The organism is Pseudomonas sp. NPDC089758, from assembly GCF_044748705.1.
Classification (GTDB): Bacteria; Pseudomonadota; Gammaproteobacteria; order Pseudomonadales; family Pseudomonadaceae; genus Aquipseudomonas; species Aquipseudomonas putida_X.
Genome location: NZ_JBIVGN010000004.1, coordinates 36,047 through 61,126 on the forward strand (window position 1 = coordinate 36,047; position 25,080 = coordinate 61,126).

At 62.9% G+C, this 25,080-nt stretch carries 21 protein-coding genes and 2 pseudogenes; 7 read left to right on the top strand and 16 right to left on the bottom strand.

Annotated elements, in window-relative coordinates; all coding sequences use genetic code 11:
• Positions 1-117 precede the first annotated feature (117 nt).
• The 3 genes from ACIPZH_RS06670 (at position 118) to ACIPZH_RS06680 (ending at position 2,716) form a co-directional block, all read left to right on the top strand.
• The gene (locus tag ACIPZH_RS06670; protein WP_241804128.1) at positions 118-915 is read left to right on the top strand and encodes a transporter substrate-binding domain-containing protein; all 798 of its coding nucleotides are present in this window, start codon (positions 118-120) and stop codon (positions 913-915) included.
• A 111-nt stretch (positions 916-1,026) separates the two neighbouring features.
• Positions 1,027-1,989: an amino acid ABC transporter permease gene (locus ACIPZH_RS06675; protein WP_241804098.1), complete on the top strand. Its 963-nt coding sequence runs from the start codon at positions 1,027-1,029 to the stop codon at positions 1,987-1,989.
• On the top strand, positions 1,982-2,716 hold the full coding sequence (locus tag ACIPZH_RS06680) for an amino acid ABC transporter ATP-binding protein (protein WP_241804127.1): 735 nt from the start codon (positions 1,982-1,984) through the stop codon (positions 2,714-2,716). The genes ACIPZH_RS06675 and ACIPZH_RS06680 overlap by 8 nt, the downstream gene beginning before the upstream one ends.
• Positions 2,717-2,974: 258 nt before the next feature.
• On the opposite strand, the gene ACIPZH_RS06685 is transcribed toward ACIPZH_RS06680, so the two are convergent.
• The 11 genes from ACIPZH_RS06685 to ubiE form a co-directional block, all read right to left on the bottom strand.
• Positions 2,975-4,918, bottom strand: coding sequence for a methyl-accepting chemotaxis protein (locus tag ACIPZH_RS06685; protein WP_400635643.1), 1,944 nt, complete (start codon positions 4,916-4,918; stop codon positions 2,975-2,977).
• Between the two features lie 182 nt (positions 4,919-5,100).
• On the bottom strand, positions 5,101-7,017 hold the full coding sequence (locus ACIPZH_RS06690; protein ID WP_400635645.1) for a methyl-accepting chemotaxis protein: 1,917 nt from the start codon (positions 7,015-7,017) through the stop codon (positions 5,101-5,103).
• Positions 7,018-7,117: 100 nt separating this feature from the next.
• On the bottom strand, positions 7,118-7,825 hold the full coding sequence (locus tag ACIPZH_RS06695; RefSeq protein WP_400635647.1) for a 16S rRNA (uracil(1498)-N(3))-methyltransferase: 708 nt from the start codon (positions 7,823-7,825) through the stop codon (positions 7,118-7,120).
• On the bottom strand, positions 7,822-8,613 hold the full coding sequence (gene tatC / locus ACIPZH_RS06700) for a twin-arginine translocase subunit TatC (protein WP_241804094.1): 792 nt from the start codon (positions 8,611-8,613) through the stop codon (positions 7,822-7,824). Before tatC ends, ACIPZH_RS06695 begins: the two co-directional genes overlap by 4 nt.
• Positions 8,610-8,984, bottom strand: a complete 375-nt coding sequence (tatB, locus tag ACIPZH_RS06705) for a Sec-independent protein translocase protein TatB (protein WP_267820469.1) — start codon at positions 8,982-8,984, stop codon at positions 8,610-8,612. The genes tatC and tatB overlap by 4 nt, the downstream gene beginning before the upstream one ends.
• Positions 8,985-8,987: 3 nt before the next feature.
• A complete protein-coding gene (locus tag ACIPZH_RS06710) occupies positions 8,988-9,260 on the bottom strand; it encodes a twin-arginine translocase TatA/TatE family subunit (RefSeq protein ID WP_241804092.1) in 273 nt (90 codons plus the stop codon).
• Between the two features lie 25 nt (positions 9,261-9,285).
• Positions 9,286-9,621: a phosphoribosyl-ATP diphosphatase gene (locus tag ACIPZH_RS06715; protein ID WP_241804091.1), complete on the bottom strand. Its 336-nt coding sequence runs from the start codon at positions 9,619-9,621 to the stop codon at positions 9,286-9,288.
• A gap of 1 nt (position 9,622) precedes the next feature.
• Positions 9,623-10,015, bottom strand: coding sequence for a phosphoribosyl-AMP cyclohydrolase (gene hisI / locus ACIPZH_RS06720; protein WP_400624680.1), 393 nt, complete (start codon positions 10,013-10,015; stop codon positions 9,623-9,625).
• A 73-nt stretch (positions 10,016-10,088) separates the two neighbouring features.
• Positions 10,089-11,708, bottom strand: coding sequence for a ubiquinone biosynthesis regulatory protein kinase UbiB (ubiB, locus tag ACIPZH_RS06725; protein WP_400635649.1), 1,620 nt, complete (start codon positions 11,706-11,708; stop codon positions 10,089-10,091).
• Positions 11,705-12,328 carry an SCP2 domain-containing protein gene (locus ACIPZH_RS06730; RefSeq protein WP_400635651.1) on the bottom strand — a complete coding sequence of 208 codons (624 nt, stop codon included), beginning with the start codon at positions 12,326-12,328 and terminating at the stop codon, positions 11,705-11,707. Before ACIPZH_RS06730 ends, ubiB begins: the two co-directional genes overlap by 4 nt.
• Entirely contained in the window at positions 12,328-13,098 is a 771-nt protein-coding gene (gene ubiE, locus ACIPZH_RS06735) for a bifunctional demethylmenaquinone methyltransferase/2-methoxy-6-polyprenyl-1,4-benzoquinol methylase UbiE (protein WP_012312396.1), read from the bottom strand. Before ubiE ends, ACIPZH_RS06730 begins: the two co-directional genes overlap by 1 nt.
• Before the next feature lie 124 nt (positions 13,099-13,222).
• Between ubiE and ACIPZH_RS06740 the strand changes: the two genes are divergently transcribed.
• Complete coding sequence (locus ACIPZH_RS06740; RefSeq protein ID WP_241804087.1) at positions 13,223-13,498, top strand: polyhydroxyalkanoic acid system family protein; 276 nt, start codon at positions 13,223-13,225, stop codon at positions 13,496-13,498.
• Between the two features lie 36 nt (positions 13,499-13,534).
• Here the strand turns inward: ACIPZH_RS06740 and ACIPZH_RS06745 are convergent, their stop codons facing one another.
• Positions 13,535-18,268 (bottom strand): hypothetical protein, encoded by a 4,734-nt coding sequence (locus tag ACIPZH_RS06745; protein ID WP_400635653.1) that lies wholly within the window; start codon positions 18,266-18,268, stop codon positions 13,535-13,537.
• A 243-nt stretch (positions 18,269-18,511) separates the two neighbouring features.
• On the opposite strand from ACIPZH_RS06745, the gene ACIPZH_RS06750 reads away from it, so the two are divergent.
• The 3 genes and pseudogenes from ACIPZH_RS06750 to ACIPZH_RS06760 all read left to right on the top strand — a co-directional run.
• Positions 18,512-18,931, top strand: a complete 420-nt coding sequence (locus tag ACIPZH_RS06750) for a phasin family protein (RefSeq protein WP_241804085.1) — start codon at positions 18,512-18,514, stop codon at positions 18,929-18,931.
• 10 nt (positions 18,932-18,941) lie between these two features.
• A pseudogene (locus ACIPZH_RS06755) lies at positions 18,942-19,328 on the top strand (phasin family protein); the annotation flags it as partial.
• Positions 19,329-19,358: 30 nt separating this feature from the next.
• Positions 19,359-19,709: pseudogene (locus ACIPZH_RS06760) on the top strand (hypothetical protein); the annotation flags it as partial.
• A gap of 127 nt (positions 19,710-19,836) precedes the next feature.
• Here the strand turns inward: ACIPZH_RS06760 and ACIPZH_RS06765 are convergent.
• The 4 genes from ACIPZH_RS06765 to phaC (ACIPZH_RS06780) form a co-directional block, all read right to left on the bottom strand.
• Positions 19,837-20,451 (bottom strand): TetR/AcrR family transcriptional regulator, encoded by a 615-nt coding sequence (locus ACIPZH_RS06765; protein WP_267820484.1) that lies wholly within the window; start codon positions 20,449-20,451, stop codon positions 19,837-19,839.
• Positions 20,452-20,464: 13 nt separating this feature from the next.
• Positions 20,465-22,147: a class II poly(R)-hydroxyalkanoic acid synthase gene (phaC, locus tag ACIPZH_RS06770; protein ID WP_241804082.1), complete on the bottom strand. Its 1,683-nt coding sequence runs from the start codon at positions 22,145-22,147 to the stop codon at positions 20,465-20,467.
• 54 nt (positions 22,148-22,201) lie between these two features.
• Positions 22,202-23,053, bottom strand: coding sequence for a poly(3-hydroxyalkanoate) depolymerase (gene phaZ / locus ACIPZH_RS06775; RefSeq protein WP_241804081.1), 852 nt, complete (start codon positions 23,051-23,053; stop codon positions 22,202-22,204).
• A gap of 63 nt (positions 23,054-23,116) precedes the next feature.
• Positions 23,117-24,796 carry a class II poly(R)-hydroxyalkanoic acid synthase gene (phaC, locus tag ACIPZH_RS06780; RefSeq protein WP_400635655.1) on the bottom strand — a complete coding sequence of 560 codons (1,680 nt, stop codon included), beginning with the start codon at positions 24,794-24,796 and terminating at the stop codon, positions 23,117-23,119.
• Between the last annotated feature and the right edge of the window lie 284 nt (positions 24,797-25,080).

The following is a 25,080-nucleotide window of genomic DNA, read 5'->3' on the forward strand; positions in this document are numbered from 1 at the left end:
GGCTCTAGGTCCCAGGGCCGCCATGCGTTAGCATCCCTCTCCGAAAAGCCATGCCGGCCGGTACGGCCGTGCCAACAATAAGATTCGCTACTTTTCTTGCTAGGGGACTTGGTGATGATGAAGAAATACCTTTCGCGGCTGCTGGTCGGCGTCACGGCGCTGGTCGCGGTGGCCTCGGCCCAGGCCGGTGCCATCGACGATGCCGTCAAGCGCGGTACCTTGCGGGTGGGCATGGACCCGACCTACATGCCGTTCCAGATGACCAACAAGCGCGGCGAAATCATTGGCTTCGAAGTGGATCTGCTCAAGGCCATGGCCAAATCCATGGGCGTGAAGCTGGAGACCGTCTCCACCGCCTATGACGGCATCATCCCGGCCCTGCTGACCGACAAGTTCGACATGATCGGCAGCGGCATGACCCTGACCCAGGAGCGCAACCTGCGCCTGAACTTCAGCGAACCCTTCATCGTGGTTGGCCAGACCCTGCTGATCCGCAAGGAGCTGGCTGGCGAGATCAAGTCGTACAAAGACCTGAACAATGAGAAGTACCGCATCACTTCCAAGCTCGGCACCACCGGCGAGATGGTCGCCAAGAAACTGATCGCCAAGGCCAAGTACCACGGCTACGACAACGAGCAGGAAGCCGTGATGGACGTGGTCAGCGGCAAGGCCGATGCCTTCGTCTACGATGCGCCGTACAACGTAGTGGCGGTCGACAAGGCCGGTGCCGGCAAGCTGCTGTTCCTCGACGAGCCCTTCACCTACGAGCCCCTGGCTTTCGGCTTGAAGAAAGGCGACTACGACAGCATCAACTTCATCAATAACTTCCTGCACCAGATCAAGCATGACGGGACCTACGATCGTATCCACGACAAGTGGTTCAAGAACAAGGACTGGCTGAAGGAAATGGAATAAGAAGCAGCTTCAAGCCGCAAGCTGCAAGCTGCAGGAGGAGGTCGGCCCATCCGCGGTCTGCTTGCTCTTGCAGCTTGTGGCTTGCGGCTTGCCGCTTTCTGGAGTAACCACGTGATCAAACACAAGAAAGCCCAATGGCCCTGGCATGCGCTGACTGCGCTGGTCCTTGGGGGCTTGGCGATCAGCCTGTACCTGGCCACCTCGATGATTTCCTACGAGTGGCGCTGGAACCGCGTACCCCAATACTTTGCCTACCAGGCCGAGGACGTGCAGCGTGCCAGCGATTACGGCACGGTGCAGGACATTGTCGTCTCCGGCGATAGCGCCCGCGTTACCCTCAAGGATGAGCGCGGCGGTGAGCAGGTGCTCGAGGTGGCCAAGGACAGCCTGCAACTGAGCCGCGGTGACGATGTGGCCGAAGGTGATCAGGTCGGCGTCACCCGTCACTGGGCTGCAGGCCCACTGGCCTGGGGCCTGTGGACCACCTTGTGGATCTCGGTGGTGTCCGGCGCGCTCGGCTTGGTGATCGGCCTGTTTGCCGGGTTGTGCCGGTTGTCGAACAACCCGACCCTGCGGGACCTGTCGACCGTGTATGTCGAACTGGTGCGCGGCACGCCGCTGCTGGTGCAGATTTTCATCTTCTACTTCTTCATCGGTACCGTGCTCAACCTGTCCCGTGAGTTCGCTGGGGTGGCGGCGCTGGCGCTGTTCACCGGTGCTTACGTGGCCGAGATCGTGCGTGCTGGCGTGCAGTCGATCGCCAAAGGGCAGAACGAGGCCGCCCGCTCGCTGGGCCTGAACGCCAGCCAGTCGATGCGCCATGTGATCCTGCCGCAGGCCTTCAAGCGCGTGCTGCCTCCCCTGGCCGGGCAGTTCATCAGCCTGGTCAAGGACACCTCGCTGGTCTCGGTGATTGCTATCACCGAACTGACCAAGAGCGGCCGTGAGGCCATCACCACGTCGTTCTCGACATTCGAGATCTGGTTCTGCGTGGCAGGCCTGTACCTGCTGATCAACCTGCCGCTGTCGCATTTGGCCAGCCGGCTCGAGCGGAGGCTTGCGCAAAGTGATTGAAGTCCGTGACCTTTTGAAGGTATTCGACACCCGAGGCCAGGTAGTGCGTGCGGTGGACAACGTCACCACCCAGGTGGCGAAGGGTGAAGTGGTGGTGGTGCTGGGCCCGTCGGGGTCCGGCAAGTCGACCTTCCTGCGCTGCCTCAACGGGCTGGAGCATTTCGACGAGGGCCATGTGGCCATCAACGGGCTGCGCTTGGAAGACCCGAAGACCGACATCAACGCCTACCGCCGCGAAGTCGGCATGGTGTTTCAGCATTTCAACCTGTTCCCGCACATGACGGTGCTGGAAAACCTGTGCCTGGCGCAGAAGGTCGTGCGCAAGCGTGGCAAGGCCGAGCGTGAGGCCAAGGCGCGGGCGTTGCTGGAAAAGGTGGGCATCTCGGAGAAGGCCAATGAGTTCCCTTCGCGGCTTTCTGGTGGTCAGCAGCAACGGGTGGCGATTGCCCGTGCGCTGGCGATGGAGCCGAAGGTGATGCTGTTCGACGAGCCAACCTCGGCGCTGGACCCGGAGATGGTCGGTGAGGTGCTGGACGTGATGAAGACTTTGGCCCAGGAAGGCATGACCATGGTCTGCGTGACGCATGAGATGGGCTTTGCCAGGGAAGTGGCTGACCGCGTACTGTTCTTCGATCACGGCAAACTGCTGGAAGACTCGCCGCCCGCGGCGTTCTTTGCCTCACCTAAGGATCCCCGCGCCCAGACCTTCCTGCGCCAAGTGCTCTGAGGGCAGCTGCAAGCTGCGAGCTATAAGCCACAAGCTGCAAGCTGCAAGCTACAAGCTGAGCTGTGATGGCCGGTTCACCGCGTTCGGCTTTAGCTTGAAGCTTGAAGCTTGAAGCTGCCGTTTGTTCCCGCGGCCCAGGCCTTCCTGCGCCAAGAGCTCTAGAAGCAGCTACAAGCTACAAGCCGAGCGGTGATGGCTGGTTCACCGCGTTCGGCTTTAGCTTGCAGCTTGCAGCTTGCAGCTTAAAGCTTGCCGCTTTCAAAGGCTGAAACGGCCGACCATGCCTCGCAGCTGCTGCCCTAGCTGCTCGAGCTCGCCGCTTGAGGCTGCCGTTTGTTCACTGGCTGCACTGGTCTGGTCCGACGCGTCGCGCACGCTGATGACGCTGCGGTTTATCTGCTCGGCCACCACACTCTGCTCCTCGCTCGCCGTGGCAATCTGCTGGTTCATGCCTTGGATGCTCGACACCGTATCAGTGATCTGGCTCAACGCATCCCCCGCCTTGCGGCTCAGCTCGACACTCTGCTCGGTCAGGCGCTTGCTGTTGTCGAGCAGGCTCGTCACCTCGTCGGTGCCGTTGTGCAAGCTTTCGATCAACTGCTCGATCTCCTCCGTCGACTGCTGCGTACGCTGGGCCAAGCCGCGCACTTCGTCAGCCACCACGGCAAAGCCACGCCCGGCCTCGCCTGCTCGCGCCGCCTCGATGGCGGCGTTCAGCGCCAACAGGTTGGTTTGCTCGGAGACCGATTTGATCACGTCGAGAATGCTGCCGATGCGCTGGCTTTCGCCCGCCAGGTGTTGCATCGCAGCCAGGCAATCGTCCATCTGCCTGGCCAGTTGCTCGATACGGCCTATGGCTTCAGTCACCACCTGATCACCCTGCTGGGCCTGCTGGTCGGCGTTGGTTGCCGCCAACGAGGCTTGTTCGGCGTTCTGTGCCACGTCCTGCACCGTGGCGCTCATCTGATTCATGGCCGTGGCAACCTGATCGGTTTCCTCGCGTTGCTGGCTGATGCGCAGCTTGGTGTCCTCGCTGCTGGCGGCCAGTTGCGTGGCGGCCTGTGACAGATGGCCGACCCCCTGATCGATACCGCCGATCAGCTCGCGCAGGCTCAAGGTCATTCCCTGCATGCTGGCCTGCAACTGGCCCATTTCGTCACGACGATCTACAGGCTCCACCTGGCTCAGGTCGCCCCGGGCAATGCGCGCTGCCAACGCCAGGGTCTGGCGTAGCGGCTGGGTGATCTGCAAGGTGATCAGCCAGCCCGCCGCTACACCCACCAGCAACGCCAGCAGCGCAACGCTGGTCAGCAGCGAGCGGGCGGCCAGTGCTTCGCTGTCGCGTTGCTCGACCTTCCTCTGACCCAGCTCCAGGCTCACGGCACGCAGTTCGTTACCCATCTGCTCCATGTCGTTTTGCAATTGTTCGACACGCAAGGCGGCGCGGCGGTACTGCTCCAGGCTGGTGCGGTATTTCCCCAGCTCCACGCCGGGCTGGTCCATGACTGCCCGCGCAAGGCCCAAGGGGGCGAGGGCTTGGATCAGTTGAGCGAGGCTTTTGTCAGCAGCATCCAGCGCCGCCTGGCCGACCTTGCTGAAATCCTCCAGCGGCGAGAAGGTGTACGCCGGCACCAGGCTTTGCTGGTTGGCGCCGTCCACATGCCGGGTGAGGCTGTCCATCAGGCCCAGCAGGCCACTTTGCTGGCTGTCGGCAGGCATCTTCAGCAAGGCCTGGGTTTCCAGTTCGTCGATCACAGCGTTGAGCTTCTGCTCTTGCGCCTGCATGGCCTCGCGCAAGCCACGCCGGCTTTCAACGGTGCGTTGCAAGGTGGCGAAATTGTCCTGAAGGCGCTGCAGCAATTGCAGCTTCTGAGTCAGCATCTGGCGTGATTCATCGACGCTGCTGCGTTGCTGCAGCGCGCTCAGCCCGGCGTCGAGCTGTTGCAGGATGCGGCTGATCTGCGCCTTGCTGGCATCATCGGCCAACACCCTGTAGGTGATGCGCTCGGCGCGCAGGTCCTTGACCAGATCATTGATCTGGCCAATTTCGCTGAGCTGCTCGGAGCGCGTAATTGCGCCGTCCAGGGCGCGCCAGCCGCTGACGGCAGTGGCCACGGTGAGCAGCAGTACCACGGCAAAACCCAGAGCGAGTTTGGCGCCGACGCTGATGTTGCCAATCCTGCGGTTGAGGTAGCCGAACATGGCAAGTCTCCATCCAGTTGAGTAGGGGAGCCATGCCGGCGTTTTACTGGCATGACACCCCTGCCCATCGGCGGAAGGCTTGTAGGACTTGACCTGAGAATTGGGTAGGAAATTTCAGCAGCGCGCTTGGGAATTCACACTGGCCCCACGGCCAAATCGCCGGCGATGGGGCCAGTACGGGCTTACAGCCTGAAGCGCCTTACCAGGTCTTGCAGGTGGGTGCCCAGCCGCGCGAGCTCGACACTGGAGCTGGCCGTCTCCTCGCTCGCCGCCGACGTCTGGTCGGAGATATCCCGCACATTGATCACGCTGCGGTTGATCTCCTCAGCGGTTGCACTTTGCTGTTCAGCGGCGGTGGCAATCTGCTGGTTCATCGCCTGGATCGACGATACGGTCCGGGTGATGGTCTCCAGCGAAGTGCCCGCGCGGCGGGTCAGCTCGACGCTGCTGTCGGTGAGCTGGCGGCTGGCGTCCATCACGCTGGCCACTCGCTGGGTCCCGCTTTGCAAGCCGGCAATCAGCTCTTCGATCTCTTCGGTGGACTGCTGGGTACGCTGCGCCAGGCTGCGCACTTCGTCGGCGACCACGGCAAAGCCGCGTCCGGCCTCACCGGCCCGCGCCGCTTCGATAGCCGCATTCAGCGCCAGCAGGTTGGTCTGCTGGGCCACCGACTTGATCACATCCAGCACGCTGCCGATCTTGTCGCTTTCGGCCTTGAGCTGGTTCATCGCCTCGCTGGAGTTGACCACTTCACCGGCCAGGCGCTCGATTTGCGCCACGGCTTCGCTGACCACCCGATCACCTTCACGCGCCTGTTGGTCGGCCATCAGGGCCGCTTCCGAGGCTTGCTCAGCGTTGCGTGCCACTTCATGCACGGTGGCCGCCATTTCGTTCATGGCGGTGGCCACCTGGTCGGTTTCGACCTTCTGGTTGCTGACCCCGGCGCTGGTTTGCTCGGTTACCGCCGAAAGCTCTTCGGCGGCGCTGGCGATCTGCGTGACACCGTCACCGATACCCCCTATCAGTTCACGCAGGCCTTGGGTCATGCGCTGCATGCTGGCCTGCAACTGCCCCAGCTCGTCACGACGGGTTGCCAGCAGGTCCTGGCGCAGGTCGCCGTTGGCCACGCGCTCGGCGGCGGCCAGTGTCTGGCGCAGTGGCACGATGATCTGCCGAGTGATGGCCCAGGCCGCGATCAGGCCCAGCACCAACGCCAGTGCCGTGGCTGAGACAAGCAGGGCCTTTGCCTTGCGCGAGCCTGCATCGCGGACTTCGGTCTGTGAAACCGTCATCTTCTGGCTGTTATCCATCAGCACGGTGCCTTGATCAGTCATCACCTGCAGGGCCTGATCACTGGCCAATTGCGCGCTACCGAACTGGTTGACCGCATCGCGGTAGGCGGCGAGGGCCGACAACGAGTCGTCGAGGCTGGCGGCATATTCGGCGGGCAGCTTGGCGGGTAGCGCCTTGAGGTTGGTCATGGCCTGGTCGATGGCGTTGAGCGCAGTCTGCTGGTAGTTCGCATCGCCACTGTAGGTGTAGCCGCGCACCTGGAAGCGTGCTTGCTGGAGCAGGGCACTGACCTCTACCGTGCTCTGATAGGGCGTGATGTCGCCGGCTTGCAGCAGGCGTTCCTGCACCTTGCTGATGAGTGCGGCTGCCTTGTCGGCGCTGTCACCCAGTACGCTTCGGCTGGCTTCGCGGCGTTGCCCGGCCTGCTTGAGGTCGGCGAAAGCTTGCTGGTATTTGCGCACCGCCTCCTGCTGTCGCTGCAGGCGCTGATGATCGACGGGCTGTTCGATCTGGCCGAGCATCAGGCTGATCTGGCGGTCGAGGCCAGCGAGGGTTTTTTCCAGTTCGCCGATCGCCGCTTCGCTGCGTTCGCGCTGGTAGTGCTGGCGCGCGATGCGCAGTTCCTGGGTGCCTTGGCTGATGACCGAGATATTGCCCAGCTTGTCACCACGGTCGATGATGCTGTCCATGCCTTGCCAGCCTGTGAAGGTGATGGCCAGGGTCAGTAACAGTACCAGGCCAAAGCCCAGCCCCAACTTGCGATTGACGCTCACATTTCCCAGCGTTTCGGTAATCCATCGGAACATGTTCGACTCCCCGGTAAACTTGGCAGCACGGATTATTGTTGTGTTGCCTAGGCATCGGCCTGCGCCGGGGAAACTTGATGGGAAAAACCTGACCCGTTTGTCAGAAAATCCTTGAGAGCAAGGCTGTTACGGCGGTTTCCACACGCAGGATGCGGTCACCGAGCTGTACTGGCGCGAGCCCTGCCTTGTCCAGCAGCTCGACTTCGTACGGGATCCAGCCACCTTCGGGGCCAATAGCCAGTGTTACCGGGCCTTCGACGGCGCGCGGGCAGGCGGGGTAGGGGCCGGGGTGGCCGACCAGGCCTAAGGTGCCGTCGGCGATCGCGGGCAGGCGGTCTTCGACGAACGGTTTGAAGCGTTTTTCGATGAGCACCTCGGGCAGCACCGTGTCGCGGGCCTGTTCCAGGCCCAGTATCAGGTTGTCGCGGATGCTCTCGGGGCTCAGGAACGGCGTCTGCCAGAAGCTTTTCTCGACCTTGTAGCTGTTGACCAGGATCAACCGCTGTACGCCCAGCGTGGCGACGGTCTGGAACAGCCGGCGCAGCATTTTCGGCCGCGGCACGGCAAGCACCAGCGTCAGCGGCAGCTTGGCCGGCGGCGGCTGGTCGAAGCCGACTTCAAGCTCGGCTTCGTGCTGTGCCAGGCGTACCACGGTAGCGGTGCCCATCAGGCCATTGATGCGGCCTACGCGCAGGCTGTCGCCGACCACCACGCGGTGAATTTCCTGCATATGGGTGAAGCGCCGATCGGCAAGGACGACGCGGTCGGCCGACACGAAGTCGGCCTCTTCAAGAAGCAAAAGATTCACGGCTGGGTCGCTGGCGGCTGGTCGTTATGGTCGTTTGCCGCTTCGTCTTCGGCATGGCTGCGCTTGCGGATCAGGCTGCCGCACAGCACGCCGATCTCGAACAGCAGCCACATCGGCACGGCGAGCAAGGTCTGCGAGAAGATGTCGGGCGGGGTCAGGATCATGCCGACCACGAAACAGCCGATGATCACGTAGGGGCGGATTTTCTTCAGGTATTGCACGTCGACCACGCCGATCCACACCAGCAGCACCACCGCGACCGGGATCTCGAAGGCAACGCCGAAGGCGAAGAACAACGTCATGACGAAGTCCAGATAGCTGGAAATGTCGGTCATCATCGAAACGCCTTCCGGCGTGGCGCTGGCGAAGAAGCCGAAGATCAACGGGAACACCAGGAAGTAGGCGAAGGCCATGCCGGCGTAGAACAGGAAGATGCTCGACACCAGCAGGGGGATGGCGATGCGCTTTTCGTGGCGATACAGGCCCGGGGCGATGAAACCCCAGATCTGCTGCAGGATGAACGGGATCGCCAGGAACAGCGAAACGATCATGGTCAGCTTGAACGGCGTCAAGAACGGCGAGGCCACGTCGGTGGCGATCATCGTTGCGTTGGCCGGCAGGTGTTCGCGCAGTGGTGCCGAGACCAAGGTGTAGATCTGCTGGGCAAAGGAGAACAGCCCGGCAAAGATCAGGAAGATGGCAGCCACGCAGCGCAGCAGGCGGGTGCGCAGTTCGGTCAGGTGCGAGACCAGCGGCATGGGCTGGTCGTCTTGCGGTTTTTCGCTCATGGGGCTCGCGGCGGTTGAGACTGTTCGGGCTGCCCAGGTGCAGGGGCAGGCGCTACCGGTGCCGACGTTGGCGTGGCAACGGGCTGCTCGGTGGCCCCTGCAGCGGGTGGCGGGGCAGGCGGCGTCAGCGGGTTGAGGATGCGCTTGGCTTCCTGTTCCATCTGCATGATGTGCTCGTTGTGCAACTGGCGGCGGATGTCATCGGCGCCAATTTCGCGCTCGACTTCCATCTTGATCGAATTGAAGCTTCGTTTGAGCCGGCCGATCCACAGCCCCGCAGTACGCGCGGCACCGGGCAGGCGCTCGGGGCCGAGCACCAGCAGCGCTACCAGGCCGACGAGCAGTAACTCGCTGAAACTCATGCCGAACATGGCTCAGTCTTTCCGCTGCGGCTCTTGGACCGGCTGGGCCTGGCCCTCGATGGTCTGGCCCTGTGGTTGTTGTGCGGTGTTCTGCACGGGCGGTACCGGCTGGGCAGGCGGTGGGGTCTGCTCGGCGGGTTTGCTTTCTTCTTCGTTCATGGCTTTGCGGAAGCCCTTGATCGATTCGCCAAGGTCACTGCCGAAGTTCTTCAGCTTCTTGGTGCCGAACACCAGGACGACGACGACCAGCAGGACGATCCAGTGTTTCCAGTCAAAAATACCCATGGTGCTCTCCTAGAATGCTATTGAGTCAGGCCGAAGGCCCGCGAGCGGCCTTTTCATCGTGCCCGGACAGGCCGAAGCGGCGCTCCAGCTCATCGAGCACGGCTTGTGGATGCTGGCCCAATGCACTGAGCATGACCAGGCTATGAAACCACAGGTCGGCGGTTTCATAGATGACATCACTGTAATCCTTGCTGACCGCAGCGTCCTTGGCAGCAATGATGGTCTCGACCGACTCTTCGCCGAGCTTTTCGAGAATCTTGTTCAGGCCCTTGTGGTACAGGCTGGCGACGTAGGAGCTGTCGGGGGCCGCTTGCTTGCGTTCTTCGAGCACTTCGGCCAGGCGGTTGAGGGTGTCGCTCATGTCAGTGTCCTGCGTTGTAGATGGCATCCGGGTCTTTCAACACCGGATCGACGGTTTTCCACTGGCCGTCTTCGAAGACGCGGTAGAAGCAGCTTTCACGGCCGGTATGGCAGGCGATATGGCCCAGTTGCTCGACCATCAGGATGATCACGTCGGCATCACAGTCCAGGCGCATTTCGTGCAGCTTCTGCACATGCCCCGATTCCTCGCCCTTGCGCCATAGCTTGCCACGCGAGCGCGACCAGTAGATGGCGCGTTGCTCGGCGGCAGTGAGTACCAGCGATTCGCGGTTCATCCAGGCCATCATCAGTACGCGTCCGGTCTTGTGGTCCTGAGCGATCGCCGGTACCAGGCCATCGCTGTTCCACTTGATCTCGTCCAGCCACTCTTTCATCGTCGACTCCAAAACCGGGCCCGCTTCTGTGCCGGGCCCTTTGCGCTAGTGTGCCAGCCAGCAGCGCGGCTGGCTATTGGCGCACGATCAGGTAAAGGCCGGCTGCCAGCATCAGCCACGCCGGCCAGGCGGCCGGGGCGGCCAGGCTGGCGGCCTCGGCGGCGCCTGCGGCCAGCACCGCACCGCCGCCCAGCAGGCCGGCCCCGAGCAGGCGCAGCGCCCAGCGGTCGCCCTGGCGACGCCGCTCGGGCAGCTGCGGGTCGTGCAGGTGCGGCTGGGAAAGACGTTCGAGCAGGTCGCGGGTCATGCCGGCCAGGTGCGGCAGCTGTTCGGCCTGGCTGTACAGGTTGCCGAACATGGCCTTGGGGCTGTAGCGCTCGCGCATCCAGCGTTCCAGGAACGGTTTGGCGGTGCTCCACAGGTCAAGGTCAGGGTACAGCTGGCGGCCCAGGCCCTCGATGTTGAGCAGCGTCTTCTGCAGCAGCACCAACTGCGGCTGGACTTCCATGTTGAAGCGCCGGGCTGTCTGGAACAGGCGCATCAGCACTTGGCCGAAGGAAATGTCCTTGAGCGGTTTTTCGAAGATCGGCTCGCACACGGTACGGATGGCCGCTTCGAATTCATTGGCCTTGGTATGCGCCGGTACCCAGCCCGAGTCGATGTGCAGCTCGGCGACGCGGCGGTAGTCGCGCTTGAAGAAGGCGATCAGGTTGCGCGCCAGGTAGTCCTGGTCTTCGGCGGTGAGGCTGCCGACGATCCCGCAGTCGATGGCGATGTACTGAGGGCTCCACGGTTTGACGGTGCTGACGAAGATATTGCCGGGGTGCATGTCGGCATGGAAGAAACTGTGGCGGAACACCTGGGTGAAAAACACCTCCACTCCGCGCTCGGCCAGCAGTTTCATGTCGGTGCGCTGGTCTGCCAGGGTGGCCATGTCGGTCACTGGCACGCCGTAGATGCGCTCCATCACCAGCACCTTGGGGCGGCACAGGTCCCAGTAGACCTGGGGCACGTACATCAGCTCCGAGCCTTCGAAGTTGCGCCGCAGCTGGCTGGCGTTGGCCGCCTCGCGGAGCAGGTCGAGCTCGTCGTAGATGGTTTTTTCGTAGTCGCCGACGATTTCCACCGGGTGCAGGCGACGGGCATCGGCCGAAGCCCGCTCGGCGCCTTTGGCGATCAGGAACAGCCAGGCAAGGTCCTGGGCGATCACCGGCTTGAGGCCAGGGCGCACGACCTTGACCACCACTTCCTCGCCGGTCTTCAGGCGCGCGGCATGCACCTGGGCCACCGAGGCGGAGGCCAGCGGTTCGACGTCGAAGCGGCTGAACACTTCACCCACCTTGGCGCCAAGCTGGCTTTCGATAAGCGCCACGGCTTGTTTCGGGTCGAACGGGGGTACACGGTCCTGCAGCAGCATCAGCTCATCGGCGATGTCGGTGGGCAGCAGGTCGCGGCGGGTGGACAGCAACTGGCCGAATTTGATGAATATCGGCCCCAGGTCCTGTAGCGCCAGGCGCAGACGGGCCCCCCGGCTGAGTTCGGAGTGCCCGCGACGCAACCAACGCCACGGCATCAGCAGGCGCAGGCTGCGCAGCCACCACGGCAGTGGTAGGTCGAAGAGCAAGTCATCGAGGCGGTAGCGGATCACCACGCGCTGGATGCGAAAGAGACGACGGACGGCGAGCAGCTTCATGCGTTATCGCTGGTATCAAGGGATCGGGAGAGGCGCTGCAGGCGCGCCTCGAGGCGTTCTGTATCGACCTTCAGGGTGTCTAGCTCGATGAAGGCAGCTTCAGCTTCGCGCTTGCCTACCAGGGTGCGCGACTCTTCGGCCAGGTACTCGGACAGGTTCTGGCTGAAGCGTGCCAGCCCTTGGCGGGTCCAGCGTGCACGCAGGCGCACGTGGCCGGCGAACAGCGAAGTGGGGACCGGGCCGAGCCAGCGCTGCAGTTCGTGCTCCCAGTCCAGTTCCAGGTCCTGCAGTATGCCGAACAGGTCGAGCAGCACGGCAGTGTCGCCATGCAGTTCGACCTGAGGGCTATGCAGCACAGCGGTCTTGTCCTTGGCCACGGCCAGTTGCAGCAGGCTACCGGCCGGCGCGCGCAGGCTGCAGTCGACCTCGCCTTGCCAGTGTGCGGCAAGCATCAGGCCCTGTTCATCGGGCAGGATGAACACTTGCAGGGCCGGCTGGCGACAATCGATTTCGATGACCTTGCCTTCCAGCGCACCCAGCCGCGGCAATGCCGTGCTGTCCAGGCGCAGGACGCGGTTCAGGCCATGTTCGACGCTGGCGAGCAGCCCTGCCAGCAACATCAGGGCTTGATTCCCCGGTGCACGGCGACGATGCCGCTGGTCATGTTGTGGTAGGTGACCCGGTCGAAACCGGCATCGACCATCATGGCCTTCAGGGTTTCCTGGTCGGGGTGCATGCGGATCGACTCGGCGAGGTAACGATAGCTCTCGGAGTCATTGGTGATCAGCTTGCCGGCCAGGGGCATGAAGGCGAACGAGTAGGCGTCGTAGGCCTTGGACATCAGTTTGTTGGTCGGCTTGGAGAACTCCAGGATCAACAGGCGCCCGCCCGGCTTGAGCACACGCAGCATCGAGCGGATGGCCTCGTCCTTGTGGGTGACGTTGCGCAGGCCGAAGGCGATGGTCACACAGTCGAAGTGGTTGTCCGGGAATGGCAGCTTCTCGGCGTCGGCCTGGACGAACTCGATGTTGCCGGCAACACCGCGGTCGAGCAGGCGGTCGCGGCCGACCTTGAGCATCGAGTCGTTGATGTCGGCGAGCACCACCTGGCCGGTAGGGCCGACCAGGCGCGAAAACTTGGCAGCCAGATCACCCGTGCCGCCGGCGATGTCCAGCACCCGATTGCCGCTACGCACACCTGACAGCTCGATGGTGAAGCGCTTCCACAGGCGGTGCATGCCGCCGGAAAGCACATCGTTCATCAGGTCGTACTTGGCAGCCACCGAGTGGAACACTTCGGCGACTTTCTTCGCCTTCTGGCTCTCGGGCACATCCTGGTAACCGAAATGGGTGGTGGGTTCGGCGTGTTCGCCTTTGCGCTGGTCGTTCATATCGCTTCACCGGAAAAAATTATCGCCATTCTAGGGCGAATGGGCGCATTTGTCTTGGCAGGGTGTACCGTGCGGCGGGGGCGGGCATAATGCCAATTATGTCTTCATATCCAGGAACACCCGTATGACTCAGATCAGCGTCGAACGCAAACACACCCTCGGTCGCGAGGCGGCCCGTGCCAAGGCTCAAACGCTGGTGGAAAAACTGAGCCGTGAATACGACCTCAAGGCCACCTGGAACGGTGACCGGGTGGACGTCGCCCGCAGCGGCGCCAACGGCAGTGTGCACATTGGCGAAGACAGCATCCGTGTGGACCTGAAACTGGGCATGATGCTGTCGATGATGAGCGGCACCATCAAGGGTGAAATCGAGCGGGCGCTGGACAAGGCGCTGGCCTGAGCCTGACGGGCCGACCGAGGTCGGCCCGTGGCACGCTCAATCGGCCGGAAACGGTACGATGCCGACCACATCTTCGAGCTTCAGATCGCCGCGGTAGATCTTGATCCGTTCGGCGGTGGTGGCGTGCTTGAGTTGTTCCTCTCGCTCCAGGCTCCGGGGCTCCCAGAATTTCAAGTGGCCCTTGGCGAAGTCGCGGGCGCTGGCCTGCTGGCTGCGGTAATGAAAGTGCGCCTCCCACAGCACTTTGGCGGGCGCATGGGTGTCTCGGATTTCATACACGTCCAGGAAGTCACTCGCACGGCGCGTCGGTTTTCTCGCCACCGTTGGCGTGATCTGCAGGCGCTGCCGTTCATGCAGGTAGCGCAATGCAGCGGCATCGGGGTGTTGCGTGGTGAGGTAGGACTGGGTCAGCAGCCGTTGTTTCTCTGCCCGCACGTAGGTTATCGCTTCCTGCAGTTCGCTGCTCAATGCGGCCAGCCGGGGATCGCCCTTGATGGCCTTGAGTTTGACGGCGATCTCAAGCATGTCTTCGATATGCCAGTCCATGAGGTTGGACAGGGCATTCGGCTCGTTGATGTGACGTGCGGCCTTGGCGATGCGCTCGTCACGGCTGGCGAGGAGGCTGGTGGCGCGTTGGCGCAGTTCGGAGGTGTTAAGGGCCACCGAAGGCTGCTCCGGCGGCAGCTCATACCACTCGCCGTCGCGCTGTTCGAACGTGCTGGCAGGTTGCTGAGTGACGGGGTCGTGTTGCACCGCTCGGTTGCTGCCTTGTGCACGGTCGACCAGCAGCCGGCGACCTTGCGCCGTCCTGATGACCGTGTTCTTGCGAGGGTGTACACGGTGCAGCACTGGAGCGGGGGCGGGGCTTGCGCCGCTGTCCACGTTCACCAGGGCACTGGCAAGCTGCGCTTCAGTGATGTGCACCAGTGTCGACAATTCCTCGATGTACCCTTGCAGCATGGCCTGGTCGATGGCCGGGTGATCGAACGACTGCAGGTACTGGGCCTTGCCGAGCGTGGTCTGATACTCGCGTAATGCATCGCCGAGCAAGCCTGCCTGCTCTTCCTGGGGCAGGTTTGCCGTGGCGATGCCATCATGTGTCCAGATGGTCTGTGAGAACTGCTTGCTGTCCAGCGCTTGCTGCAAGGGCAGAAGATCGACGGCCGCTTGCTCGGTCAGGCGCGTCTTGTCCAGCAACAGGTTTGCCATGTCGCTCAGCTTCTGCGCGCGAATGATCAAGGTTGAATAGGGGCGCAGCGCCACGGCCTCTTCGATCCTGGCTTTCTTGTCCTTGTTCTGGAAGGTGATCAGCGGGTCATCCAGTATCTGCGGCAAGAGGTTGTCTAGCCGCTCACTGACCGTGAGCAGGCGGTTGACGATGCCCAGCGTGTCCTGCATGGCCTGGCGAAGCGAAACATGGCGTTGTATTTGTTCGTCGGTCACGGGCAGTTTGCTCAGGCCGACGGAGCGTTGCTCGATGCTGTTGTGGTCCGTTTGTTCCAGCAGACGGCGAAGCAACAGTATGTCGTTCTCGACGAATGTTTCGCAAAGTACACCCAGGCTGCGCCTGGCGCTGCCGTGCCGGTCCAGCCTGGCGAACCGCGGCTCGATCAGTTGGCGCAGGAGGGAGGCACTGGTTTGCAGCAATGACGCCTGTTTTTCCAGGCACAGCGATATCGTGCGGATCTGCGGCATAAGCGCCTGGCGCTGGGCAGTCAGGGCCTGGTTTCGTTGCTGCAGCTGTTCGTCCATGGCTGCCGGGCCCCCTGCCCTGGCCAAGGCGTGCCCGAAGGCATTGGCATCGGCATCGTAGTCGGCCATCAATCGCTGGTTCGACTCCAGCAGCGGTTTGATCTTCTTCAGCGCGGCGTGGTGGGTAGCCACCGCCTGGTTCAGGCTGTCGAACTGCTGCTGATTCTGCGCGACGACTTGCTGCCGGGTTCTGGGCATGCCGCCAGCCAGGGCGAGGTCCAGTACCCAGGTATCGTTCCAGCGTGTCAGCCAGGGGCCGTAACGGCGTTGGCGGCCAACGATATGGTAGCCGTCCGGGTTGCCACCCCACCGGCTTTGCCATTCATCCATGTTTTGCGGCGGGCCGATGATTCGCAGGCCTGTTTCGCTTTCCTGCACCTCGTAGGCAGCCCCGTGCAAGTTGACGAAGTAGCGGTCATCGAGGGTATACAACCCGCGAAGCCGGCCTTGGCGCTGCACCTTGAGCCCGTCCAGGGAAATGTTGGCCTGCAGTTGCCCCAGCGCGTGTCGGGTGGGCGCTGGGAGGTTGCCCAGGCGTTGGTTGTCGCCCCAGTTCAGCAGCGCGACGTGGCGTTGGGGCTGAACCGGCGATTGCCAGGCGCCTTCGTCCGGCGCCTCCCGCCAGGGCGCAGCGGCAGCCGGCCGGGCTTCCAGGCCTTCAAGCCATGGCAGCGGGCCTTGCAGCCGGGCCGCAGGGGGTTCTGGGGTGACACTGCCGACATCATGGATCAGCAACATGGCGACATTCGCCAGCAGGTCGGTGACTGCCAGGGCCTTTTCCTCGGGTGTGCCTTGAGTGAGTGCCGACAGATCGTCTTTCAATGCAGCCACTGCAGCCACCACCCAGGCCACGACCGCTGCCGGGCCGCGCAGTAATGGCGTGGTGGCGTTGAACAGCATCCAGCCAAGCTGCCTGGCCAGCGCCCAGCGCTGTTGCGAGTTCGAGACCGCCTGACGCGAGGCAAGCAGTAACAGTGCCTGCACCCTGGCGTTGTGCACCTTGATGTCCAGGTCGCCCCGCCAAGGCTCATGCATCAGCGTTACCGGGGTACGCAGCGATTCCAGCGCGTCATCGGTCCACGCGGTGCCACCGCCCAGCCAGTGCGCCAGGCTGGACATGCCCGGGTGCAGGTGAGGGCGGATGAAGCCACCGTGCTGATACACGGGCCGGTTTTCATCGTCTATCCAGTCGAGCACGTCCTGCTGCAACTGCACATCCGTGCGGATAAGCGCCATCAGCGCATCCAGGCTGGCCTGTTCCATCAAAGGGCGTTGGGCAAAAAACGGGCGGTAGAGTACATAGCTGGCGCTGGCCTGGACATGCAGCAGGAACATGCCATGCACGGTGTCGCCCTTGCGGGCGCCTGCGAACGGTCGCAGCAGCAGTGCCGAGACCGTCAATGGCGTCGAGGGCAGTGCTTTGCCCAGGCAAAATTCGGCAATCGCCCGGTAGGCCGTCTCGCCAAGCTGGCCGGCAATTTTCGCCTTGAGGGCCGAAAACGCCAGATTACTGCGCCATTCCTGGGCAAAGCGTTGGACTTGCCCGGGGTCATGCTCGAATGCCTGAAGCTGAGCGGCCACATGCAGCGGATACTGGCCGCCGATGTCGACCGCAGCGATCAGGGCCTGAACGTAATCGAGGGTGATCCAGGCTTGCTCCGGTATGCGCCCTTGGTAGGTCAGGCCCGATGCCACTTCGTTCGACGCGGTGTGCAGGCGTTCTATGGCCAGTTCGGTGAGGGACATGCTTTTGAGGTAAGGCAGCTGGGCTGGCCCTGTCGATGACACAGGCACGACAACGGAGATCTCTATCATCAGCGCGTTGGGGTCGGGCAGTGGCTGGTCGGGGTGGTCGAGTTGCATTTGTTCGCGCAGGCGTCGCCTGGCATAAGCGTGAAGCGTTTCGACATCGTCCAGTGACCCTTTGCTGCCTGCCTGCGCCTGGCGGGCGCCCAACTGCAGCAAGGCGGCGCTGTACAGCAGGCGGTCGCTGGCGTCTGCCGAAGCCAGCCAGCCTGGTAAGGCGATTGCCGGTTGGTCTTGATCCAGCACTGGCTGGCCGGAAATGCCAGCGGCGGGGTTGGTAACGGTGTCGAGCGTGTGTTCCAGCGCCTCTACAGAGCTGATGGGCGCCACCCTCAGGTGGCCGAGGCGCTCGACGATGCCATTGAGCATGGCCGTAGCCTGGTGTTCGAACGGGTCGCCGGGCAAGGGACGCTGCGCCCAGCGCAAGGTGTCGAAGCGATACGTTTGGGCCAACTGATCGCGCAGGGCATTGGCGAATGTGGTCGCATCCCTATAGCTGCGTACTCTGCCCGAAGGGCTGCACCACAGCACCAGGTCGGGCCAGAACAGTACAAAGTCCGCCAGCGTGAACGACAGGATGTTGCCCGGCAGGCCCAGCGATATCTGCAGGGCGCTGACGACCGGTGTGTCGGTGCCGTTCGACAGCAGGCGATATAGCCTGGCTCTGGCGGTGGCATTGAGCCCCTGGCGTTCCACGTTGTTCAGCAGTGAAGCTTTCAGCACATGCGACAGCCAGCGCAGGTTGGAGCGCTCGTAAGCGCCGGCGGTGCCAGCCCAGAAGCTGATCTGGGCCTGCTCGAAGGCATCGCCCAGGGCGCCGAGCACTGTGTCGAAATCGCGGTTGAGCATCGCCATATCAAGCGTGATTCTGGGCTGGTCGGCAGGGTTGGCGCCTTGCTCCTGGGGGTAGAAGGGCTGCGGTGGGGCGATGCTGAGTTGATCCCCTGCGCCCAGGTCCATGGGGCGGCCGCTCAGGTAGTGCTCCAGCAGCAGTGGCACCAGCGGCTGCTCTGGCGGCAAGGATGGTTCTGCTCTGAGTACGGTGAACCGCTCCAGGCTTTCAAGGTGCGGATAGTTGCGAACGATCCACGGGTAGCGGTCGGCAAGCACGCTGAAACCTTCGTCAGCCAGCAGGCGGCGTAGTGTCGGGCGTTCGGCGAAGCGGCTGGCCACCAGCTGCCGATAGGTGATGTTCGAGGGCGATACCGCCATGCAAGTCGAGCTCCAGTTTGCAAATGAGCGCGAACACTAGAGGCGGCGAGGTTACCGGGTGAGGTAAATACGTCGCACGCCCGGGTACATTGGACGAAGCGCGCAGGATATGGAGATCGGTTGCAACGGGCAGTCATGTACTGCCTCTGCTTAGGGTGAAGATTCTAATTTCTGTCTCTAACTTATGCTCAAGCCCACCTCCATGGGCGGTTCCTCTCCACTCGTGAGCATGAGGTACAGAACATGGCTAAAGTAACAGTGAAGAAAAAGGAAGACGCCCAAAGCACGCTGGGCGAAGTGCGCGGCTATGCGCGCAAGATCTGGCTGGCAGGCATCGGCGCTTATGCCCGGGTTGGCCAGGAGGGTTCGGACTACTTTCAGGAGCTGGTAAAGGCCGGTGAAGGGGTCGAGAAGCGTGGCAAGAAGCGCATCGACAAAGAACTCGATGCCGCCAACAACCAGATCGACGAAGCGGCCGAAGAAGTCAGCCGCGTACGTGGCAAGGTCGAAGTACAACTCGACAAGATCGAGAAGGCTTTCGACGCGCGGGTCGGTCGCGCCTTGAATCGCCTCGGCATTCCGTCTAAACATGACGTTGAGGCGTTGTCCATCAAGCTTGAACAGCTGCATGAGCTGCTCGAGCGCGTCGCGCACAAACCATAAGGAGAGCAGGATGGCTGGCAAGAAGAATTCCGATAAAGACGGCAGCTCCTGGGTCGGCGGGATCGAGAAGTACTCCCGCAAGATCTGGCTGGCAGGGCTGGGTATCTATTCGAAGATCGACCAGGACGGCCCGAAGCTGTTCGACTCGTTGGTCAAAGATGGCGAGAAGGCCGAGAAGCAGGCGAAGAAAACCGCTGAGGATGTGGCCGATAACGCCAAGGCCTCGACCACTTCGCGTGTTTCTGGCGTGAAGGACCGTGCACTGGGCAAGTGGAGCGAGCTCGAAGAAGCCTTCGACAAGCGCCTGAACAGCGCTATCTCGCGCCTTGGCGTGCCAAGCAGGAACGAAATCAAGGCCCTGCACCAGCAGGTCGATAGCCTGACCAAGCAGATCGAGAAACTGACCGGGGCTTCGGTCACGCCGATCTCGTCGCGCGCCGCTGCAGCCAAGCCAGCAGCCAGCAAGACTGCAGCCAAACCGCTGGCCAAGGCAGCTGCCAAGCCTGCAGCAAAAACGGCGGCGGCCAAACCCGCGGCCAAGACTGCGGCGGCCAAACCCGCGGCGAAACCTGCAGCCAAACCCGTTGCTGCCAAGCCTGCGGCAAAGCCTGCTGCTGCGAAAAAACCTGCGGTGAAAAAGGCACCGGCCAAGCCGGCCGCTGCCAAGCCGGCAGCACCCACAGCCAGCGCCGCACCGGCCGCTACTGCAGCGCCAGCACCCAGCGCAGCTCCCGCCAGCAGCGCTGCGTCGGCACCGGTGAGCGCTACCGAGGCCTGATACTGCGTCGCCGTCATCGCCGGCAAGCCGGCTCCCACAGGTACTGCGCAAGCTTTGAAACCCGCGCAGTACTTGGGGGCCGGCTTGCCGGCGATGGGGCCAGGCGCGCCCCCGGAAATCTTTACCCCTACTCCTCCAGGTAGCGCACCGCCAACTGCTCCGCCGCTTCACGCGCTGGCGCCTGCAGATGCGGCGCCACCAGCATCATCACCTGATACACCACGATTCCTACATCCCCCTCGCGCCCCAGTACCCGCTGGTAATCCAGCGAGAACATGAGCGTCAGGGTGATCTGCTCCACCAGCTGTCCCAGCGCCTGCGTTTCACTGACCACCTGGCCCTGGCCTTTGAGGCTGGCCAGCAGTGCCGCCAGTGTGCGTTTAAGTGCATTGATCAGGCTGCGCATGCCCCGTGCCAGCTTGGGCAGGCGCCCGGTCAGGTTCGACAGGTCCTGGAACAGGAAGCGGTACTGGGCCATGCGTTCGACGATCAAGTGAAGAAAAAGCCAGTAGTCCTCGGCATCCAGGCGTACTTCCAAGGGCGGGTCCAGCAGCGGCATCAGCGCTTCTTCGAAGCGCTCGAACAGGCCGATTATCAAAGGCTCCTTACCGTGGAAGTGGTAATACAGGTTGCCTGGGCTGATGCCCAGCTCGTTGGCAATCTCAAGCGTCGAAACGTTGGGCTCGCCCTGCTGGTTGAACAGCTGCAGGGCGCATTCGAGAATACGGTCGCGGGTCTTCATCCAGTCGTTGTACTCATCGGGTCAGGACATAGGTGCCTGGCGCGGGGCCCAGCGGTGGATAGGTCGCGTTGCCCAGCTCCACTCGCGGCGCCTTGAGCGGGCCGGAACGGGGGGTGATCCACTCCAGCCACAGGGGCCACCAGCTGCCGTCGTTGCGCTTGGCATCGTGGAACCAGGCACGTGGGTCACTCGATAGCCTGGGGTTGTCCAGGTAATAGGCCTTGGGGTTGCCGGGCGGGTTGATGATGCTCTGGATGTGCCCGCTGTTGGCCAGCACGAACCGCCGCTCGCCGCCCAGCAACAAGGCCGAACGGTACACGGCATCCCATGGCGTGATGTGGTCGTTGCTGCCGGCCACGGTAAAGCTGTCGAGGTTGACCTGCTTGAGGTCGATAGGCGTGCCGCAGACCTCCAGCCCGGCGGGGTGGGTGAGCGGGTTGAGCTTGAAGAAGTCCAACAGTTCGCCATGCAGTGCAGCGGGCAGCCGCGTGCTGTCGGCATTCCAGTAGAGAATGTCGAAAGCAGGCGGCGTCTTGCCCAGCAGGTAATTGTTGACCCAGTAGTTCCAGATCAGGTCGTTGGGCCGCATCCAGGCGAAGATCCGCGCCACTTCGCTGCCATCCAGTACCCCGCGCTGGTAGGAGCGGCGCTTGGCCGCTTCGATGGTCTGCTCGTCGGCGAACAGGCTCGCGGGGCTGTCGAACTTGCTGTCGAGCAAGCTGACCAGGTAGGTGGCGCTGCGCACCCGGCGCAGTTGGTGCTTGGCTTGCAGGTGGCCCTGCAGCGCGGCCATGGTCAGGCCGCCGGCGCAGGCGCCCATCAGGTTGGGGTCGCGGTTGCCGCTGATGCTGCGGCAGGCGTTGAGTGCTTCTTCAAGCGCCTCTACATAGCTGGACAGGCCCCATTCGCGGTGGCGCGGGTCGGGGTTGCGCCAGCTGACCATGAACACCTGCAAACCGTTCTTGAGCATGAACTGGACGAAACTGTTGTTCGCCTGCATGTCGAAGATATAGAACTTGTTGATCTGCGGTGGCACCACCAGCAAAGGCCGAGCGTGCTGTTTTTCACTCATCGGCTTGTACTGGATCAGTTCCAGCATCTCGTTGCGAAACACCACCGCGCCCGGGGTTGCCGCCAGGTTGCCGCCCACTTCGAAGGCCCGCTCGTCCACCTGGCGCGGCAGGCCGTCGTTGTGGCGCAGGTCGTCGAGCAGGTGGGCCACGCCGCGCACCAGGCTCTGCCCGCCGGTATTGAGCAGTTCCTTGACCGCCAACGGATTGAGCAACGAGTTGCTCGGTGCCAGGGCGTCGTTGATCTGGTTGAACAGGAAATGCGCCCGGGCCCGGTCATCGTCGTCCAGGTGGCTTTCATCTATCCACAGGCGGGTCTGCTTCTGCCAGGCCAGGTAGGCCTGCAGGCCACGGCGGTAAAACGGGTTCTGGCTCCATGTCGGATCGCTGAAGCGCGCATCCCGCGGGCTTGGCGAGTAGGGTGTGTCGCCGAGCATGACGCGACCCAGCTGGCCGCTCAGGGCAAGCAGGTGGCGTGCGGTGTGCATGGGGTTGAGCAAACCATGGCGGCCAACATTGCGCAGCGTGGAAATCAGGTCGCGGCCGCGCAGGCCGACGATCGCGTTCTGTGCGTTCATGCTGATGGCTGGGAGCGTTGTCGTTCCTTTGGCCGGTTTGTCTTTCATGGCAGCACTCCTTCGTCAGGCCACGGTCGGGACAGAACAACAGCAAACAGCACCCTAGCCGCCGGAGGCCGGGCGGGGGTGCATGACCGCGCGCTGACGTTCTTGCTCGAGGAACTTCATGATGATCGGGGCGACGGCTTCGGCCCGGGTGATCAGGAACAAATGACCGTCGTCGATAATATGTAGCTGGGCATTGGGAATTCGCCAGGCCAGCAAGCGCATGTTGATCAGCGGGATCAGCGGATCGTCGTCGCCGGCCAGCACCAACGTGGGCTGCTGGATCCTGTGCAGCCAGTGGATGCTGGTCCAGCCCAGCCCGGCGAACAACTGCCAGTAGTAGCCCATCTTGCCGCCGGAGCGCACTTTGGATGCATGGTGCATGGCAAGGTCAGGGTCACGGCGAAAGGCGCCGCCATAGATCAGCGGCGCGATACGGATCACATGCGAGGGCTGGATGTAGCGCCGGGGGCTGGCCATGTTCCACAGCACCCGGGGCTTACCCGGTACCATGAATGCACCGGCGGCGGTGGCGGCCAGCACCAGCTTCTTGCAACGCTCTGGGTAGTCATGGGCGAACTGCTGGGCCAGGGCGCCGCCCCAGGACACCCCGATCGCGTTGACCTGGCCGTAGTCCAGGTAGTCGAGCATGCGTGCGGTCAGCTTGGCCAGGCCGGGGAAGCGATAGGGGCGGCGAGGGGTGGAGGAGCCGCCCACGCCCGGCACGTCGAAGGCAATGACTTCGAGGTCCGGGTCCAGCGCTTCGATGAACGGGAAAACCAGCTCCAGGTTGGCGCCGATGCCATTGAAGATCAATAGCGGCGTCAGGTGCGGCTTGCCTGGGCGCACGGCAGTGCGGATGGACTGGTCGTCCAGCTCGACGGTCCGGAATATGTAGTGTGACGACATGCGCATGACTCTGTGGTGAATGAAGCGCCGTGGCCTGCCCGTGGGCTGCCACGGCGTTACAACTCAACGTTCGTGAACGTAAGTTCCCGGTGCGGCTTCACCTGCGGTGTAGGCACGGTTGCCCAGGCGGGTCGGCGCCTTTTTCAGCTCGCCGGCGCGCTCGCTCAGCCATGTCTGCCAATACAGCCACCAGGAGTCGGCATGTTTGTCTGCGTTCTCTTGCCAGGCCAAAGGGTCCCCGGGGCGGTCCACACCGGTCAGGAAGCGTGCCTTGGGGTTGCCTGGCGGGTTGAGGATGCTCTGGATGTGGCCGCTGTTGGACAGGACAAATTCGATCTTGCCGCCAAACAGGTGCGCCGAGCGGTAGCACGACTGCCACGGGGTAATGTGGTCGGCGGTGCCGGCCACGCTGAAGATGTCGCACTTGACCTTTTTCAGGTCGATGGCGGTCCCGCACACTTCCAGTGCATCGGCGCGGGTCAGCGGGTTGTTCTTGAACATCTCGATCAGGTCGCCGTGGAAGGCCGCGGGCAGGCGGGTGGTGTCGTTGTTCCAGAACAGGATGTCGAACACCGGCGGCTCGTTGCCGAGCAGGTAATTGTTGACCCAGTAGTTCCAGATCAGGTCGTTGGGGCGCATCCAGGCGAACACTTTGGCCATGTCGCTGCCTTCGAGCACGCCGGCCTGGTAGGAGTGGCGCTTGGCCGACTCGAGGGTCTGCTCGTCGACGAACAATGCGACCTGGGTATCCAGAGTGGTGTCCAGCACGCTGACCAGCAGGGTGAGCGCATTCACCTTCTTCTCGCCCAGCGCGGCGTAGTGGCCGACCAGCGCGGTGCAGGTGATGCCGCCGGAGCAGGCGCCGAGCATGTTCAGGTCCTTGCTGCCGGTAATCGCCAGGACCGCGTCGACCGCTTCCTTGAGTGCGTCGATGTAGGTCGACAGGCCCCACTCACGCTGGGCTTTGGTCGGGTTGCGCCAGCTGATGATGAAGGTCTGCTGATGCGAGCGCAGGCAGAAGCGCGCCAGGCTTTTTTCCGGGCTCAGGTCGAAGACGTAGAACTTGTTGATCTGGGGCGGCACCACCAGCAAAGGGCGGCTGTGCACCTGTTCGGTGATGGGGCTGTACTGGATCAGTTCCAGCACGTCATTGCGGTACACCACGGCGCCTTCGCTGGTGCCGAGGTTCTTGCCCACTTCAAAGGCGTCCATGTTGACCTGGCTGGGCATGCCGCCGTTGTTGACCACGTCCTTGGCCAGGTTGGACAGGCCGTCGAGCAGGCTCTTGCCGCCGGTTTCGAAGAACCGTTTGACCGCCGCCGGGTTGGACAGGGTGTTGGTCGGTGCCATGGCTTCGGTCATCAGGTTGATGACGAACTGCCCGCGGCTGATGTCCTGGGGCGACAGGTCGCTGCTGCCGATCCAGTCCTGCAGCTCCTTGCGCCAGGCCAGATAGGTTTGCAAGTAGCGGCGGTACAGCGGGTTCTTGCTCCAGGCCGGGTCCTGGAAGCGGCGGTCGTCGCCTTCGGGGGCCAGGCTGGACTTGCCCAGCAGCACGTTTTTCAGCTCCAGGCCGAAATGTGCCACGTGTTTGGCGCTGTGCAGCGGCTGGCGCACGGCCTGGCGCAGCACGGTACGCGCAGAGCTCAGCAGGTCTTTGCGGCGAATGCCGATGACCGGGTTCAGGCCCAGGGTGTTGTCCGAGGCTTGCCGCTGCAACTCATCGTTGTTCTTGTTACTCATCTACGACGCTCCGTTGTCCTGAGACGAGTACCGGTTTGCTGTGGCGCATGCACAGTCGACAGCCCGGTACTGCTACTCGGGTGACCAGTGATAAGGAACAGCGGTGCTGCGGGCCGGATGCTATCGGCGATGAGCTGCGGGGGAGTCTGCGTGTGAAGACAGCCTGCTTTCGCTCGCGACCTCTACATACCAGCCATGCCCTGACTGCCTTCAAAGCAATGCAGGGAACTTGCCAGCTCCATTGGTTACCCGACTTTCATGTAATGCGCAAGACAGCCCATGAA